The following is a 15,783-nucleotide window of genomic DNA, read 5'->3' on the forward strand; positions in this document are numbered from 1 at the left end:
TGCCGGCCCGGACGCGACGAAGGGCCTCCCCGGTACGTACTCCGGGGAGGCCCTTCGCGTGGGTCGCGGACGTCAGCCCCTGGTGCTGAACGAGACCGCGAGGTACTTCTTGTCGAGCGTCGAGCCGGACTCCCTCGGCTTGTTGGCGTAGGTGCCCGAGATGAAGAACCGGCCGTCTCCGTAAAGGAGTTCGGCGCCGGTGATCGAGAAGCTGGTCTCGATGGACCGGTTCGCCTTGTCCGACGGGGTCTCCAGGAGCAGCGTCGACTTCATGGTGCCCGCGTGGACGGAGACGAGCTGCCCGCCCTTGTCGTACGGGGGCACCTTGTACGCGATGAGGTCACCGCCGTCCATGCGCAGCGGCATCAGCACGTAGCCGTCGCCCGCGTCGGCCTTCTCCGGCGCCATCTTGCCGTCGGCGAGGCTGAAGGCCACGATCTCGTTGGTCTCGTCGCCGTACTCGCCGGTGGAGCCGTCGTGCTCCTCGGTCGGCAGGTAGAGCCGGTCGTCGCCGACGAGGACCTGAGAGCACTCCTCGACCGAGGTGGAGCCGCACTCGGCCGCGTAGCGGTCCGCGTTGGCCGTGATCTTGGTCCGCAGCTTGCCGGTCTTCTCGTCGATGGAGAAGAAGTCCGAGATGCTGCTGCCGTCGTCGGCGGCGTCGCCGACGTTGGCCGCGACCACCAGCGGCTTGGACGAGACGACCGACGCGTACTCCACGCCCTGGGGCATCTTGAACTGCGAGAGGGGCTTGCCCGACTTCGGGTCCAGGTTCTGCACGGTGACCGTCTGGGCACCGTACTTGCCGCACTTGCGGACCGCGACGAGACCGGCGCCGCCGCCGTACCCCATGTCGTAGCAGTTCTGGTCGTTGGACTGCGGCTTCCACAGCACCTTGCCGGTGGCCGCGTCGAAGGCCGCGCCGCCGTCGGTGCCGCCGGCCGCCACGGTGCCGGCGCCGAGCGTCACCTCGCTGAAGCGGGCCTTCTCGTCGCCGCCGCCGCTGACGGAGGCGGACCAGAGCAGCTTGCCGGTGTTCAGGTCGAGCATGCCGACCTGGTTGCAGCTCTGGTAGTAGCGGGGCGCGACGCGCTTCTTCTCCTCGAAGAGCACCGGCACCTTGTGGTCCGCGGTCGTGTGCCGGGACGCGCCGCAGACCTGGCCGGGCAGCGGGATGGTCCAGGCGACCGTGCCCTTGTCGATGTCGTAGCCGACGACCGAGTTGATGCCGGTCTTCACGAAGGTCTTGTCGGTGATCCAGGAGCCGTCGACGGGTGTGGTGTCGGGCACCTTCGGCACGTCGACGCGGAAGGCGAGGCGGGCGTTCGTCTTCTCGCCCGGCTTCTCCTTGCCGTTGCCGCCGAGGCCGTTGCCGCCGCCACCGCCGGAGCCGCCGCCGTCGGCGCCCCCGTTCGGGGACTGGGTGGTGCCGCCCGTGGTCTTGGCGTCCGGGGGCGTGTCCGCGCCGGAGTTGGCGTACCAGATGCCGCCGCCGACGATCAGCGCGACGGCCACGACCGCCGCGATGACGATCTGCGCCTGCGCCGACAGCTTCTTCCCGCCGCCCGGCGCGGGGGCCGGGACGTGCTGCTGGGGCGCGGTCGGGTAGCCGTACGGCTGCTGGGGCTGGTTCGGATAGCCGTACGGCGGCGGTACCGACTGCTGGTAAGGCTGCGGGGGCTGCTGCTCGGGGTAGCCGTAACCGGGCTGCGGGGCCTGCGGCGCCTGCGGGTAGCCGTAACCGGGCTGGCCCTGCGGCGGGGGCGGCGGCGTCGGGGCGCCGAAGCCGCCCTGGCCCTGGGCCGGGCCCTGCGGGGCGCCGAAGCCGCCCGCCGGCGGCGGGTAGCCGCCGGGGGGCTGGTTCGGCGGCGGGAAACCGCCCGGAGGCTGGTTCGGCGGCTGGTTCGGAGGCGGGGGCGGCTGGGTCACTTGCTGAAGCCCATCATCGTCTTGGTCTCCTTCTCCTCGGCGTCGTTGGTGGCCGAGACGCGACCCGCCGCCACCACGAACGTGCCGTTGCCGTAGGCGTAGCCGGCGCTGAAGAAGCCGCTCTCGATCTGCGCGACCGAGACCGGGTGCTTGAGGAGGATCTTCGGCGCGCCGCCGGCCGGGGCGATCGTCGCGACCGCGCCGCCCTTGTCGTACTTGGGCGCGACGTAGACCAGGACCTCGCCGCCCTCCATGCGCAGCGGCGTCATCTGCTGCTCCTCGGGCGCCTTCGAACGCCACTTCGGCTTGCCGGTCTTCAGGTCGAAGGCGACGACCTCGTTGGAGGTGCCGTAGGAGGTGTCGGTCGCCATGTAGAAGGTGTCGCCGGCGGCGGCGACGCCCGTGCAGCCCTGGAGGTTGCGGCCGAAGATGACGAAGCCGCCGCCACAGCGCGGCGCGAACTTGTCCTTGCTCACGATGGTGGAGCGCACGGTGCCGTTCGGGTTGAGCGCGACGATCGACCACTTCTTCTGCTCGCGCTGGAAGGCGGAGACGACCAGCGGGTTCACCGAGTAGACCTTGTCGACCTCCCAGGTGGCGGCCAGCTTGTAGGTCCACTTGGGCTTGCCGGTGTTCGGGTCGACCTCGCTGACCGTGTGCTGTTCCTTGCTCACGTCGGCGGTGCGGCACTGGTTGGCCGCGATCAGGCGGGTGGCGTCGCCGGCGTAGGCGTACGGCTTGCAGTCGCCCGTGGGGCCGGTGAAGACCTGGCGGCCGTCGGTGAGGGAGAAGCCGTAGGCGCTGCTGCTGCCGGCCGCGGTCACCGTGTTGCCGCCGATGGCGAGGGTGTTGTCGGAGAAGGCGAAGAGGCCGGTCGGCTTCGGGACGGCCTTCTTCCAGCCCGCCTTGCCGGTCTTGAGGTCGATCTGCTGGAGCATCGTGCACTTGGCGCCGTCCTTGGCGCTCTCCTCGTACCCGAAGACCATCAGGCCGTTGGCGCCGGGCTGGGCCGGGGCGGCGCACAGCTTGAACGGCACGTCGACCGACCACTTCTTGCTGCCGTCGGCGAGGCTGTAGCCGGCGACGCCCTTGTACATGGCCTTGACGACGGTGTCGCCGACGATCCAGGGACCGAAGACCTCGGAGCCGTTGCGGGGCAGGTCGACGTCGTTGGTGGTGAGGAAGTTGACCTTCGCCTCGCCCGGCTGGCGGGCGGCGTTGAGGTCGTCCTCGCCGCCGCCCGTGTCGCCGTCGCCGGAGCCGTCGCCCTGGTCGGCGGACTCGGTCGGCTTCGGGTCCATGGTGGCGCCGGTGCTCGCGCTGGTGGTCGGCGCGGCGACCTTCGGGTCCTCGTCGTCACCCTTGCCGACGACGGCCCAGGTGGTGACCGCGGCGACGGCGACGACGGCCGCCGCGACGGCCGCGACGAGCGCGGTGCGGTTCTTGAACGGGCCACCGCCGCCGGAACCGCCGGCCGGGGCGGCCGGGGCCGGGTACATCGGCTGGGTCTGGCCCGGGTAGCCCCCGTAGGGGTTGCCCTGCTGCCCGTACGGGCCGGGCTGCTGGCCGTACGGCCCCGGCTGCTGCTGCGGCTGGCCGTACGGGCCCGGCTGCTGCGGCTGCTGCGGGTAGCCGTACGGACCGGGCTGCGGCGCCGACTGCGGGTAGCCGTAGCCGGGCTGGCCCTGCGGGGCGCCCTGCGGAGGCTGGGCGGGCGGCTGGGCCGGGGACTGAGGCGGCGTCGGCGGCATCTGCGGCGGCTGGGCCGGCATCTGCGGCGGGACGGGCGGCATCCCGCCCTGGTTCGGATCCTGGGGAGCTCCGAAGCCCCCCGGCGGCTGGTTGCTGGGCGGCTGGGTCATCAGCGCTTCCCCCTTGCTGTGAGCGGGTTTTCTTTCTACCACTCACGGGGTGGCGCAAAAGCGACCGGTCCATCCCTTGTGCCCAAGGGAGGACCGGTCCGTGATGCCGTCGTTATGCGTTCTCGGCGAGTTCCAGCCAGCGCATCTCCAACTCTTCACGTTCTCCCGCAAGTTCCCGCAACTCGGCGTCGAGCTTCGCGACCTTCGCGAAATCCGTCGCGTTCTCGGCGATCTGCGCGTGCAGCTTCGACTCCTTCTCGGAGATCTTGTCGATCTGCCGCTCGACCTTCTGCAGCTCCTTCTTCGCGGCGCGGGCGTCGGCGGCGGAGAGGCCCGTGGCGGGCTGCGCCGCGGCGGCGGCCGGGGCCGGGGCGGCGGCCTCGATCATCCGCTGCCGCCGCTCCAGGTACTCGTCGATGCCGCGCGGCAGCATCCGCAGCGTCCGGTCGCCGAGCAGGGCGAAGGTGCGGTCGGTGGTGCGCTCCAGGAAGAAGCGGTCGTGGGAGATGACGACCATGGAGCCGGGCCAGCCGTCGAGGAGGTCCTCCAGCTGGGTCAGGGTCTCGATGTCGAGGTCGTTGGTGGGCTCGTCGAGGAAGAGGACGTTGGGCTCGTCCATGAGGAGGCGCAGCAGCTGGAGGCGGCGGCGCTCGCCGCCGGAGAGGTCGCCGACCGGCGTCCACTGCTTCTCCTTGCCGAAGCCGAACTGCTCGCAGAGCTGCCCGGCGGACATCTCGCGGCCCTTGCCGAGGTCGACCCGGTCGCGGATCTGCTGGACGGCCTCCAGGACGCGCAGCTGGGAGGGGAGTTCGGTGACGTCCTGCGAGAGGTAGGCGAGCCGGACGGTCTTGCCGACGACGATCCGGCCGGCCGGCGGCTGCTTCTCGCCCTGGGAGACGGCGGCATCCGCCAGTGCCCGCAGGAGTGAGGTCTTGCCCGCGCCGTTGACGCCGACGAGTCCGACGCGGTCGCCGGGGCCGAGCTGCCAGGTCAGGTGCTGGAGGAGCGTCTTGGGACCGGCGGTGACGGTCACGTCCTCCAGGTCGAAGACGGTCTTGCCGAGCCGCGCGTTGGCGAACTTCATCAGCTCGCTGGAGTCGCGGGGCTCCGGCACGTCCGCGATGAGCGCGTTGGCGGCCTCGATGCGGAAGCGGGGCTTGGAGGTCCGGGCGGGGGCGCCGCGGCGCAGCCAGGCCAGCTCCTTGCGGACCAGGTTCTGCCGCTTGACCTCCTCGGTGGCGGCGATCCGCTCCCGCTCGGCCCGGGCGAAGACGTAGTCGGAGTAGCCGCCCTCGTACTCGTACACGTCACCGCGCTGCACGTCCCACATGCGGGTGCAGACCTGGTCGAGGAACCAGCGGTCGTGGGTGACGCAGACGAGCGCCGAGCGGCGGTTCTGGAGGTGGCCGGCGAGCCAGGCGATGCCCTCGACGTCGAGGTGGTTGGTGGGCTCGTCGAGGACGATCAGGTCCTGGTCCTCGATGAGGAGCTTGGCGAGCGCGATGCGGCGGCGCTCGCCGCCGGAGAGCGGGCCGATGACCGTGTCGAGGCCGTTCTCGAAGCCGGGCAGGTCGAGGCCGCCGAAGAGGCCGGTGAGCACGTCGCGGATCTTGGCGCTGCCGGCCCACTCGTGGTCGGCCATGACGCCGATGACCTCGTGCCGGATGGTGGCCTTCGGATCGAGCGAGTCGTGCTGGGTGAGCACCCCGAGCCGCAGTCCGCCGCTGTGCGTGACCCGGCCGGTGTCGGCCTCCTCCAGCCGCGCCAGCATCCGGATGAGGGTGGTCTTGCCGTCGCCGTTGCGCCCGACGACGCCGATCCGGTCCCCCTCGGACACGCCGAGCGAGACCCCGTCGAGCAGGGCACGGGTGCCGTACACCTTGCTGACGTTCTCGACATTGACCAGGTTGACGGCCACGTTGACTCCAGTGCGGGGTGATCGATCGACGTACCAGGGTACGTCCCCGGGGCCCTCGGCGGCCCGCCGCCGAGGTCAGGGCCGGGGCCGGCCCGGGCGGTCCACCAGGAACCAGCCGGCCAGGGCCATCGCGACCGCCGCCGGGGCGGTCAGCTCGACGGCCACCAGGGTCGCGGTGTGGCCCTCCAGGAGGCCCCCGAAACCGGTCATCGACAGGCCCAGGATCCCCAGCAGGGCGAGCGCGATGCCGAGGGCGGCGAGCGGGCCGGAGCCGCCGGCGCGGGGCACGGGCGACGGGGCCTCGAAGCGGCGGAAGGCCGCCACCAGCAGGGCCGTCAGCAGGACCGCCGCGGCGAGCCTGAGCGGCAGCTGCGCCCACCAGGCGCCGGTCGCCGGGGCCGGGAGCCGTACGCCGAGCGCCAGCATCCCGCCGTACACGCCGAGCATCGCCGTCAGGTGCCACAGGAACGCGGTCATCGCGATGCCGTTCGCCGCGACCACCGCCCGCCAGACCCGCGCCCGGGCCGCGAACCGCGCCCCCGGGCCGCGCAGCAGTTCCACCGCGCCGATCAGCCACAGGCCGTGGCAGAGCAGGGCCAGCGTCGGCGGCGCCATGTTCGACACCTTCTCGCCGGGCATCCCCACCATGGACAGCGGGTACGGGCCGAGGGCCACCAGCAGGCCCGCGCCCGCGAGCCCGGCCGCCGCGAGGAGCGCCGGGCGCCGGATCATGCCGTCGGCGCGCAGGAAGCCCAGCTGGTGCACGGCCAGCCAGACGAAGGCGAAGTTCAGGAACTCGACGTAGGGGACGCCGGCGGCGAACCGCAGCACGTCGACGAGGACGGCGGCCCCGGCGAGCCCCGCGAAGGCGCCCCAGCCGTACCGCTCGTGCGCCCGCAGCAGCGGCGGCGTGAACGCGACCATCGCCAGGTAGATCCCGATGAACCAGAGCGGCTGCGTGACCAGCCGCAGCGCCACCCCGGTCAGGCCGCCGTCGGCGCCGGCGGCCTGGAGGAGCAGCGCCGCCGCGCCCCACACGCCGACGAAGACCATCGTCGGCCGCAGCAGGCGGCGCAGCCGGGCCCGCAGGAAGTCCGCGTAGCCGGGGCGGGAGCGGTGGGCCAGGGCGTGCGCGAAGCCGCCCACGAAGAAGAAGACCGGCATCACCTGGAGCACCCAGGTGACCACCTGGAGCCCGGGCACGACGGCGAGCAGGTTCCCGACCCCGTCGGCGGTGACGGCCGCCATCAGCCAGTGGCCGAGGACGACGACGCCGAGCGAGACGACCCGCAGCAGGTCCACATACCGGTCGCGCGCCGCCGGGGTGGCGGCGGCGAGCTCACGCGCGCTGATTCCCATGCCGGTACGGTCCCGCGCCGGCCCGGGGCCCCGTCAGGGCGCGGATACTCAACCGGCGTCTGAGTACGGGGCGTCGGCGCCCCGTCCGCGCACCCTCCGTCCCGGCCGTCCCGTCCGCCTCCCGCGCACCCGCGCCCCCGCGCGCCTGCCAACCGGCTCACGCCGTCCACCCCGCGGGCGACCTCGCGGCCGGGGCTGCGGGGAGGGCCGCCCCGCGCACCGTCATGTTCTCCTCAGGTCCCCCACCACCCCCGAGGAGAGATCCATGCCGAGACACCCACGTCCGGCGGCCGTCGCCGGCGCCGCCGTCGCCCTCGCCGTGCTGGCCGCCGGTCCCGCGTCGGCCGGCGACCCGACCGTCACCGATCCCCGCGTCGTCGCCCACTTCCTCTTCGCGGAGGGCGAGAACGCGGAGAACATCGCCCTCGAACCCGACGGCTCCGCCGACATCACCTTCGCCGGCGCGCACCGGGTCGTCCGCGTCACCAGGGAGGGAGTCAGGACGCCCGTCGCGTCCCTGCCCGACGTGCCCGGCGCTCAGACGCCCGTCGGCGGGGCCGTCGCCCTCGGCATCGCCCGCGCCCACGACGGCACCCTGTACGTCACCTACGTGACCGGCACGAAGGAGACCGGCGTCTGGCGCGTCCCGCCGGGCGGCGGCACGCCGGAGCAGATCGGCTTCTTCCCGGCCGGCGCCTTTCCCAACGGCCTCGCCCTCGACGAGAAGTGCGGCACCCTCTACACGGCCGACACCCGGCTCGGCGTGGTGTGGAGCCTGCCGGTGACCGGCGGCGAGCCCACGGTCTGGGCCACCGGGGCCGCGCTCGAACCCACCGGCCAGGTCCCGTTCGGCGCCAACGGCGTCAAGCTCCACGACGGCGCCGTCTGGGTGTCGAACACCGCCCGGGGGACCCTGCTGCGGATCCCGGTCCGGAAGGACCTGACCGCCGGGCCGGTCGAGACCCGGGCGACCGGGCTCGACTTCATCGACGACTTCGCCTTCACCGGCCACGGCGACACGGTCCTCGCCGCGCTGATCATGTCCGACCGGCTGGAGCTCGTCCGGCCCGACGGCACCCACAAGACCGTGCTCACCGCGGCGGACGGGCTCGACAACCCGACCTCCGTCGCGGTGCGCCACAAGACCGTCTACGTGAACAGCGCGGCCTTCTTCAACACGCTGGACCCCGACCCGAACCTGCTCCTGGCCACGCTCTCCAAGAACAAGCTCTAGGCGGGAACGGGCTCCCGGCAGGACCGGGCGCTAGAGGACCGTCGCGCCCGGCGCCGGGGAGGTGGCGGTGTGGGTGGCCCGGCAGGTGCCGGAGGCGCGCAGCGCCTTCGCCACCTGGTCCGCCGACTCCGCGTCCTTCACCAGGAACGCGGTCGTCGGGCCCGAGCCGGACACCAGGGCCGCCAGGGCGCCGGCCTCGGTGCCGGCCGCGAGGGTCGCGGCGAGCGAGGGGCGCAGGGAGAGCGCCGCGGCCTGGAGGTCGTTCGACAGGGCGGCCGCCAGGGCCGTGGTGTCGCCGGAGGCCAGCGCGTCCAGGAGCACCGGGGAGGCCGCGGGCTCCGGGATCTCGGCGCCCTCCGCGAGCCGGTCGAACTCGCCGTACACCGCCGGGGTCGACAGCCCGCCGTCGGCGACCGCGAAGACCCAGTGGAAGGGCCCGCCGACCGGCAGCTCCGTCAGCCGCTCGCCGCGCCCGACACCGAGCGCGGCGCCGCCGACCAGGCTGAAGGGGACGTCCGAGCCCAGCTCGGCGCAGATCTCCAGGAGGACCTCGCGGGGGGTGTCCAGGCCCCACAGCGCGTCGCAGGCGAGCAGCGCGCCGGCGCCGTCGGCGCTGCCGCCGGCCATGCCGCCGGCGACCGGGATGGCCTTGGCGATGTGGAGGTGGACGTCCGGGGAGAGGCCGTGCCGGGCGGCGAGGAGTTCCGCGGCCCGGGCGGCCAGGTTGGTGCGGTCGAGGGGGACCTTGTCCGCGTCGGGGCCCTCGCAGGTGATCGTCAGGCCGTCGGCGGGGGTGGCGGTCACCTCGTCGTACAGGGAGACGGCGAGGAAGACGTTGGCCAGGTCGTGGAAGCCGTCGGGGCGGGCCGCGCCCACCGCGAGCTGGACGTTGACCTTGGCCGGGACGCGTACGGTCACCGCGTTCACGCCGTCGCCTCCGGCTTGTTCTCCGCGATCCGCGCGAACTCCTCGACGGTCAGCGACTCGCCGCGGGCCTGCGGCGAGATCCCCGCCTTCACCAGTGCCTGCTCCGCCGCGGCGGGCGACCCGGCCCAGCCGGCGAGGGCGGCCCGCAGGGTCTTGCGGCGCTGCGCGAAGGCCGCGTCGACGACCGCGAAGACCTCCGCCTTGGTGGCGGTGGTGGCGATCGGCTCGGTGCGGCGGACGAGCGAGACGAGGCCCGAGTCGACGTTGGGCGCGGGCCAGAAGACGTTGCGGCCGATGGCCCCGGCGCGCTTGACCTCGGCGTACCAGTTCGCCTTGACGGAGGGGACCCCGTACACCTTGTTGCCCGGTCCGGCGGCGAGCCGGTCGGCGACCTCGGCCTGGACCATGACGAGGGTCCGCTCGATGGTCGGGAAGCGGTCGAGCATGTGCAGCAGGACGGGCACGGCCACGTTGTACGGGAGGTTGGCGACGAGCGCGGTCGGCGCCGGGCCCGGCAGCTCCTGGACGAGCATGGCGTCGGAGTGGACCAGCGCGAAGCGGTCCTTCCGCTCCGGCATCCGGGCGGCGATCGTCGCCGGCAGCGCGGCGGCCAGGAGGTCGTCGATCTCGACGGCGGTCACCCGGTCGGCGGCCTCCAGGAGTGCCAGGGTGAGGGAGCCGAGTCCGGGCCCCACCTCGACGACCACGTCGTCCGGGCGCACGCCGGCGGTGCGGACGATGCGCCGGACGGTGTTGGCGTCGATGACGAAGTTCTGGCCCTTCTGCTTCGTGGGGCGCACGCCGAGGGCGGCGGCCAGCTCACGGATGTCGGCGGGGCCGAGGAGGGCGTCGGGGCCGTCGGGGCCGGTGGTGGTGCTCACCGGTACAGCGTAGGCCCTGTCCGGCGCGTCACTGGAAAAGCCTGCGCCCGCAGTGCGGCCAGGGTCCCGCGCCGCGCTGCACGTACAGCTTCTTCGCCCGGAAGGTCTGCTCGGCGGCGGGCGCGTTCTGGGCGACGCCGCTGCCGCCGAGGGAGCGCCACGTGCCGGGGTCGAACTGGTAGAGGCCGCCGTACGTCCCCGAGGGGTCGACGGCGTTCGGGCGGCCGCCGGACTCGCAGGCGGCCAGCGCGCCCCAGTTCAGTCCGTCGGCGCCGGCGACGGAGGTGGGCAGCCGGCGGGTGCCGACGCGGACCTTGCGGGAGACGGGTTCGCGGACGAGCTCCTCGCCGGTGCGGCGGGGCCGCTGCTTGACGCCGTTGACGGAGCGCAGGTGGTACGTGACCCGGCGCAGGCCCGGGACGCCCTGCCGCTCGACGACCTCGGTGCCGGCGAAGAGCTCGGGGTCGCGGATCCGCTCGACGGCGTACGGGACGGCCTCCTCGCGGGTCTGCGTGGAGCCGGTGATCCGCAGCACGGTGATGGTCTGCCCGTCGCGCGGGAAGGCGTCGCGGGGCACGGAGGTGGTGTCCTCGCCGCCGAGGGTGATGCCGGCCTCGTCGAGGGCCTCGGCGACGGTGGCGGCGTTGGTGCGGACGGTCCGCTCACGCCCGTCGGCGAGGAAGGTGACCGCGCGTTCGGTGCGGACGTCGAGGGCGAGGCCGGTGCGGGAGATCGCGGCGGAGCGGGAGACCGACAGGTGGGCGCCCTCGGCGCGGACGCCGAGCTGGCGCAGGGCGCCCTCGACGGTGTCGGCGGTGGTCCACACCTGGCGGCGGTAGCCGTCGAGGGTGAGGGCGACCGGCCGGCCGTACCGGAGGACGATCTCGTCGCCGCTGGCCAGCGCCTCGCCGGGGCCGGGGGCGACGAGGTCGTGGGCGCCGACGGTCAGGCCCTCGTCGGCGAGGAGTTCGTCGACGTCGTCGGCGAAGGTGTGCAGGGTGCGGGGAACGCCGTCGACGGAGAGCCGGACGGCCTTGTCGTCGGCGACGAAGGCGGTGGTGCCGCCGGCCAGGAAGGCGACGACCAGGGCCTGCGGGACGAGCCGGCGCAGCCCGTCCCCGGCCGGGCGGGCGGGCTTGCGGCGCCGGGCGCCGCGGCGGGCGGCGGCCCGGCCCTGCGCGGGCACGGAGGCGGCGGCGGGGTCCACGGCGAGGAGGGTGGGCTGCTCGTGGACGGGCAGCGTGGCCGCCGCCCCCCGCCGTCCGGCGCGGTGACTGCCCTGGGAAGTGCTCACGAGGCCGGGACCCTAGCCCCCGGCGCGGTCACGCTCCACAGCGACCCGACTACGACACGTAACCGTTATGCGACGGTGACCATCAGTAGTCGAAGGCGCGGGCGGTGTTGACGGCGAGCGCCTCCGCCATCGCGTTCTCGTCGATGCCGCGGACCTCCGCCATCGCCCGGACGGTGACCGGGATGAGGTAGGGGGCGTTGGGGCGGCCGCGGAACGGCGCCGGGGTGAGGAAGGGCGCGTCGGTCTCGACCAGGACGAGGTCCAGCGGCGCGACGGCGAGCGCGTCCCGCAGCGGCTGGGCGTTCTTGAAGGTCATGTTGCCGGCGAAGGACATGTAGTAGCCCTTGGCGGCGCAGATCTCCGCCATGGCGGCGTCACCGGAGTAGCAGTGGAAGACGGTCCGCTCGGGGGCGCCCTCCTCGTCGAGGACGCGCAGGACGTCGGCGTGCGCCTCCCGGTCGTGGATGACGAGGGTCTTGCCGTGCCGCTTGGCGATCTCGATGTGGGCGCGGAAGGAACGCTCCTGCGCGGCCATGCCCTCGGGGCCGGTGCGGAAGAAGTCGAGGCCGGTCTCGCCGACGCCGAGGACGTGCGGGAGGGCGGCGAGCCGGTCGATCTCGGCGAGCGCGTCATCGAGCGCCGCGTCGCCGCCCGCGTCCCGAGCCCCCTGCCGCGACCACCCGTCGGGGTCCCCCAGGACGATCCTGGGGGCCTCGTTCGGGTGCAGGGCGACGGCCGCGTGCACGTTCGCGTACCGCTCGGCCGTCTCGGCGGCCCACCGGGAGCCCTTCACGTCGCAGCCGACCTGCACGACCGTCGTCACGCCGACGGCCGCCGCCTTCGTCAGCGCCTCCTCGACCGTCCCGGACTGCATGTCCAGATGCGTGTGCGAGTCCGCGACCTCCACGAGGAGGGGTTCGGGCAGCGGCGGCGGGGCGTCCTTGGCACTCATGGTCCGATCGTACGAGGGCCGCGAGCGGGTCCGCGCGGTGGTTTCAGCGGCGGGAGCGGAAGGGGTGCAGCAGGTCGGAGAGGTGCCAGTGGTGCGGGACCGGCGGCGTCTCGTCGTCGCCCTGGGTCAGTTCCTGCCCGATCGGCCCGGTCATCGCGACGGGCCGGGCCTCCTTCGACCCGCGCCCGTGGTGCTCCATCGACGCGATCAGGTCGAGGACGGTGGACACCTGGCCGGCGCGCATGATCCGCACCACGTGGCCGCCGCAGTTCATGCAGGTCGGGTTCGAGAGCGGTGAGGGCACCCGCTCGCCGTCCGCCTTGTACACGACGAACGCCTCACCGCGCGCGTCCGTGTGGTGCTCTATGTCGTAGGACTGCTCCCAGCCGTACCCGCACCTCATACAGGCGAAGGCGTACGCCTCGTGCACGACGGGCGTTCCGGTGCCGGTGGTCTCGCTCATGCCAGCTCCTCTCCACTGGGTCCAGTGGACGCCTTTTCGGCCCGGAGCGCATCAGCACGGAAAGAAGAATGGAGCGGTTTTGGGCGTTCCCTTGCCAAGCGCCCCGTGACGACTCCCGGCGCCGGATTCGGCTTTGCCTTAAAGGTTATCCCTTTACCGATTCCAGAGCCTTCCCGGAGTTTCCCCGAACCCTTTCCCCGCCCCGCCGACCGACACGCGGGGCACGCGGCCCCGGGCCCGGGGCCCGTGGGGCTCAGGGGGTGTGCTTGGCGGCCACCACCGCGTCGAAGACCTCGCGCTTGGGGAGGCCCGCTTCGGCGGCGACCGCGGCGATCGCCTCCTTGCGGCGCTCGCCGGCCTCCTCGCGGACGCGGACGCGGCGGACCAGTTCGGCCGCGTCGAGTTCCTCCGGGCCGGTCTCCGGGGCGCCCTCGACGACGACCGTGATCTCGCCGCGCACCCCTTCCTTGGCCCAGGCGGCCAGCTCGCCGAGCGGGCCCCGCTTCACTTCCTCGTACTTCTTGGTCAGCTCGCGGCAGACCGCGGCGCGGCGCTCGGCGCCGAACACCTCGGCCATCGCGTCGAGCGTGTCGTCGAGCCGGTGCGGCGCCTCGAAGTAGACGAGGGTGCGCCGCTCGGCGGCGACCTCCTTCAGCCGGCCGAGCCGTTCGCCGGCCTTCCGCGGCAGGAAGCCCTCGAAGCAGAACCGGTCCACCGGCAGCCCGGAGAGCGCCAGCGCCGTGAGCACGGCGGACGGGCCGGGCACGGCCGTCACCTTGATGTCCGCCTCGACCGCGGCGGCGACCAGCCGGTAGCCGGGGTCGGAGACGGACGGCATGCCCGCGTCGGTGACGAGCAGCACCCGCGCGCCGCCGGCCAGCGCCTCGACCAGCTCCGGCGTACGGGCCGACTCGTTCCCCTCGAAGTAGGAGACGACCCGCCCCGTCGTGTGGACGCCCAGCGCCCGGGTCAGCCCCCGCAGCCGGCGGGTGTCCTCGGCCGCGACGATGTCCGCGCCCTCCAGCTCGGCGACGAGCCGGGGCGGGGCGTCCGCGATGTCGCCGATGGGGGTGCCTGCGAGTACCAGCGTTCCTGTCACCCGCCCATCCTCCCAGGAGTCTCACCCGTGACGGCGCCCCGTACCGCCCGGACAGGCGACGCGCACAGGCGCAGTCCCTACGATGGCGCGGTGACCCGTACCGCACCCGAGGCCCTGGAGGGCCAGCACTCCATGGCGAAGACCGTGGCCGAGCCCTCGTCGTGGCAGCTGCGGCTGCGGCGCTTCGGCTACCGTCCGCCCGCCGCCGGCACGCTCTCCATCGGCACGAGGGACCGGCTCGACCCGCCGTACACCCGGCCCTCCCCGCGGGTCATGTCGCTGCTCGGCCTCGGCCCGGCCGCCGCCGACCGGCTGTGGCGGCTGGCCGCGTGGGGCGGCCCGCTGCTGGTCGCGGCCGTCGCGGGCGTGCTCCGGTTCTGGAACCTGGGCAAGCCGCACGCGGTGATATTCGACGAGACGTACTACGCGAAGGACTCCTGGGCCCTGATCAACCAGGGGTACGAGGGCGCGTGGCCCAAGGACATCGACAAGACGATCCTGAAGGACCCGGGCTCGGTCCTGATCCCGACCGACCCCGGCTACGTCGTGCACCCGCCCATGGGCAAGTGGGTCATCGGCCTCGGCGAGAAGATCTTCGGCTTCGAACCGTTCGGCTGGCGGTTCATGGTGGCGCTGCTCGGGACGCTCTCCGTCCTCATGCTCTGCCGCATCGGCCGCCGCCTCTTCCGCTCCACCTTCCTCGGCTGCCTCGCCGGGCTGCTGCTCGCCGTCGACGGCCTGCACTTCGTGATGAGCCGCACCGCGCTCCTCGACCAGGTGCTGATGTTCTTCGTGCTGGCCGCGTTCGGCTGCCTGGTCCTGGACCGGGACCGCACCAGGAAGCGGATCGCGGCCGCGCTCCCGGAGGACGACGAGGGCGTGCTCCGCCCCGACGCGGAGATCGCCGAGACCCTGCGCCTCGGCTGGCGCCCCTGGCGGATCGCGGCCGGCGTGATGCTGGGCCTCGCGGCGGCGACCAAGTGGAACGGCCTGTACGTCATGGTCGGCTTCGGCCTGATGACGGTCCTGTGGGACATCGGCGCCCGCCGCACGGCCGGCGCGGTCCGCCCGTACCTGGCGGTGATCAAGAAGGACGTGCTGCCCGCGTTCGTGTCGGTGGTGCCGGTGGCGCTGGCGACGTACCTGGCGACCTGGACCGGCTGGCTCGTCACCGACAAGGGCTACTTCCGCGACTGGGCGGAGAAGCAGGACGCCCTGCCGAACGGCGGCGGCACCTGGTCCTGGCTGCCGGAGTGGCTGCGCAGCCTTTGGCACTACGAGACCGAGGTCTACAACTTCCACGTGGGCCTGACCTCGCCCCACACCTACGAGTCGAACCCCTGGTCCTGGATCGTCCTCGGCCGCCCGGTCTCCTACTTCTACGAGTCCCCCGCCCCCGGCGCCGGCGGCTGCCCCGCCTCCGCGAAGGAGAAGTGCGCCCAGGAGATCCTGGCACTCGGCACCCCCCTCCTCTGGTGGGCCGCCTGCTTCGCCCTGGTGTACGTCCTCTGGCGCTGGGCCTTCCGCCGCGACTGGCGCGCGGGCGCGATCGCCTGCGCGGTGGCGGCGGGCTGGGTCCCCTGGTTCCTCTACCAGGAACGCACGATCTTCCTCTTCTACGCCGTCGTCTTCGTCCCCTACCTGTGCCTGGCCGTGGCGATGATGATCGGCGCGATCATCGGCCCGAAGGGCGCCACGGAGAGACGCCGCACCTTCGGCGCGGTGGCGGCCGGCTGCCTGGTCCTCCTGATCGTCTGGAACTTCATCTACTTCTGGCCGATCTACACCGCCACCCCGATCCCGATGGACCAGTGGCGGGCGCGGATGTGGCTCGATACGTGGGTCTAGCGGGGCGGACGTGAGAA

General features: G+C 73.3%; 12 protein-coding genes. 2 read left to right on the forward strand and 10 right to left on the reverse strand.

Features of this window, described 5'->3' with window-relative positions; genetic code table 11:
* Positions 1-72: 72 nt before the first annotated feature.
* The 4 genes from ABFY03_RS15755 to ABFY03_RS15770 all read right to left on the reverse strand — a co-directional run bounded on the left by ABFY03_RS15755 (position 73) and on the right by ABFY03_RS15770 (position 7,068).
* On the reverse strand, positions 73-1,929 hold the full coding sequence (locus ABFY03_RS15755) for an outer membrane protein assembly factor BamB family protein (protein ID WP_346170162.1): 1,857 nt from the start codon (positions 1,927-1,929) through the stop codon (positions 73-75).
* Positions 1,926-3,791, reverse strand: coding sequence for an outer membrane protein assembly factor BamB family protein (locus tag ABFY03_RS15760; RefSeq protein ID WP_319012718.1), 1,866 nt, complete (start codon positions 3,789-3,791; stop codon positions 1,926-1,928). The genes ABFY03_RS15755 and ABFY03_RS15760 overlap by 4 nt, the downstream gene beginning before the upstream one ends.
* Before the next feature lie 112 nt (positions 3,792-3,903).
* Positions 3,904-5,709 (reverse strand): ABC-F family ATP-binding cassette domain-containing protein, encoded by a 1,806-nt coding sequence (locus tag ABFY03_RS15765; protein ID WP_346170163.1) that lies wholly within the window; start codon positions 5,707-5,709, stop codon positions 3,904-3,906.
* 75 nt (positions 5,710-5,784) lie between these two features.
* Positions 5,785-7,068, reverse strand: coding sequence for an acyltransferase family protein (locus tag ABFY03_RS15770; protein ID WP_319012720.1), 1,284 nt, complete (start codon positions 7,066-7,068; stop codon positions 5,785-5,787).
* A gap of 265 nt (positions 7,069-7,333) precedes the next feature.
* On the opposite strand from ABFY03_RS15770, the gene ABFY03_RS15775 reads away from it, so the two are divergent.
* Positions 7,334-8,302, forward strand: coding sequence for an SMP-30/gluconolactonase/LRE family protein (locus ABFY03_RS15775; protein ID WP_319012721.1), 969 nt, complete (start codon positions 7,334-7,336; stop codon positions 8,300-8,302).
* A gap of 30 nt (positions 8,303-8,332) precedes the next feature.
* On the opposite strand, the gene ABFY03_RS15780 is transcribed toward ABFY03_RS15775, so the two are convergent.
* From ABFY03_RS15780 to rsmI, 6 genes are all read right to left on the reverse strand, one after another.
* On the reverse strand, positions 8,333-9,229 hold the full coding sequence (locus ABFY03_RS15780; protein WP_319012722.1) for a 4-(cytidine 5'-diphospho)-2-C-methyl-D-erythritol kinase: 897 nt from the start codon (positions 9,227-9,229) through the stop codon (positions 8,333-8,335).
* Positions 9,226-10,110, reverse strand: coding sequence for a 16S rRNA (adenine(1518)-N(6)/adenine(1519)-N(6))-dimethyltransferase RsmA (gene rsmA / locus ABFY03_RS15785; RefSeq protein WP_319012723.1), 885 nt, complete (start codon positions 10,108-10,110; stop codon positions 9,226-9,228). Before rsmA ends, ABFY03_RS15780 begins: the two co-directional genes overlap by 4 nt.
* A gap of 28 nt (positions 10,111-10,138) precedes the next feature.
* Positions 10,139-11,404, reverse strand: a complete 1,266-nt coding sequence (locus tag ABFY03_RS15790) for a resuscitation-promoting factor (protein ID WP_319012725.1) — start codon at positions 11,402-11,404, stop codon at positions 10,139-10,141.
* An 82-nt stretch (positions 11,405-11,486) separates the two neighbouring features.
* On the reverse strand, positions 11,487-12,356 hold the full coding sequence (locus tag ABFY03_RS15795; protein ID WP_346170164.1) for a TatD family hydrolase: 870 nt from the start codon (positions 12,354-12,356) through the stop codon (positions 11,487-11,489).
* Positions 12,357-12,399: 43 nt separating this feature from the next.
* Complete coding sequence (locus ABFY03_RS15800) at positions 12,400-12,819, reverse strand: hypothetical protein (RefSeq protein ID WP_319012727.1); 420 nt, start codon at positions 12,817-12,819, stop codon at positions 12,400-12,402.
* Between the two features lie 253 nt (positions 12,820-13,072).
* The gene (gene rsmI, locus ABFY03_RS15805; RefSeq protein ID WP_346170165.1) at positions 13,073-13,918 is read right to left on the reverse strand and encodes a 16S rRNA (cytidine(1402)-2'-O)-methyltransferase; all 846 of its coding nucleotides are present in this window, start codon (positions 13,916-13,918) and stop codon (positions 13,073-13,075) included.
* 90 nt (positions 13,919-14,008) lie between these two features.
* Here rsmI and ABFY03_RS15810 point away from each other — a divergent pair, with 90 nt between their 5' ends.
* Complete coding sequence (locus ABFY03_RS15810) at positions 14,009-15,766, forward strand: dolichyl-phosphate-mannose--protein mannosyltransferase (RefSeq protein WP_386723811.1); 1,758 nt, start codon at positions 14,009-14,011, stop codon at positions 15,764-15,766.
* The last annotated feature ends 17 nt before the right edge of the window (positions 15,767-15,783 follow it).

Origin of the sequence: Streptomyces roseofulvus (assembly GCF_039534915.1) — a bacterium.
GTDB classification, from domain to species: Bacteria; Actinomycetota; Actinomycetes; order Streptomycetales; family Streptomycetaceae; genus Streptomyces; species Streptomyces roseofulvus.

Excerpts from the sequence above, each read along its gene's own strand:
- ABFY03_RS15760 (WP_319012718.1), bottom strand. The coding sequence starts at position 3,791 with ATGACCCAGCCGCCCAGCAACCAGCCGCCGGGGGGCTTCGGAGCTCCC.
- ABFY03_RS15770 (WP_319012720.1), bottom strand. The coding sequence starts at position 7,068 with ATGGGAATCAGCGCGCGTGAGCTCGCCGCCGCCACCCCGGCGGCGCGC.
- ABFY03_RS15775 (WP_319012721.1), top strand. The coding sequence starts at position 7,334 with ATGCCGAGACACCCACGTCCGGCGGCCGTCGCCGGCGCCGCCGTCGCC.
- ABFY03_RS15795 (WP_346170164.1), bottom strand. The coding sequence starts at position 12,356 with ATGAGTGCCAAGGACGCCCCGCCGCCGCTGCCCGAACCCCTCCTCGTG.
- ABFY03_RS15800 (WP_319012727.1), bottom strand. The coding sequence starts at position 12,819 with ATGAGCGAGACCACCGGCACCGGAACGCCCGTCGTGCACGAGGCGTAC.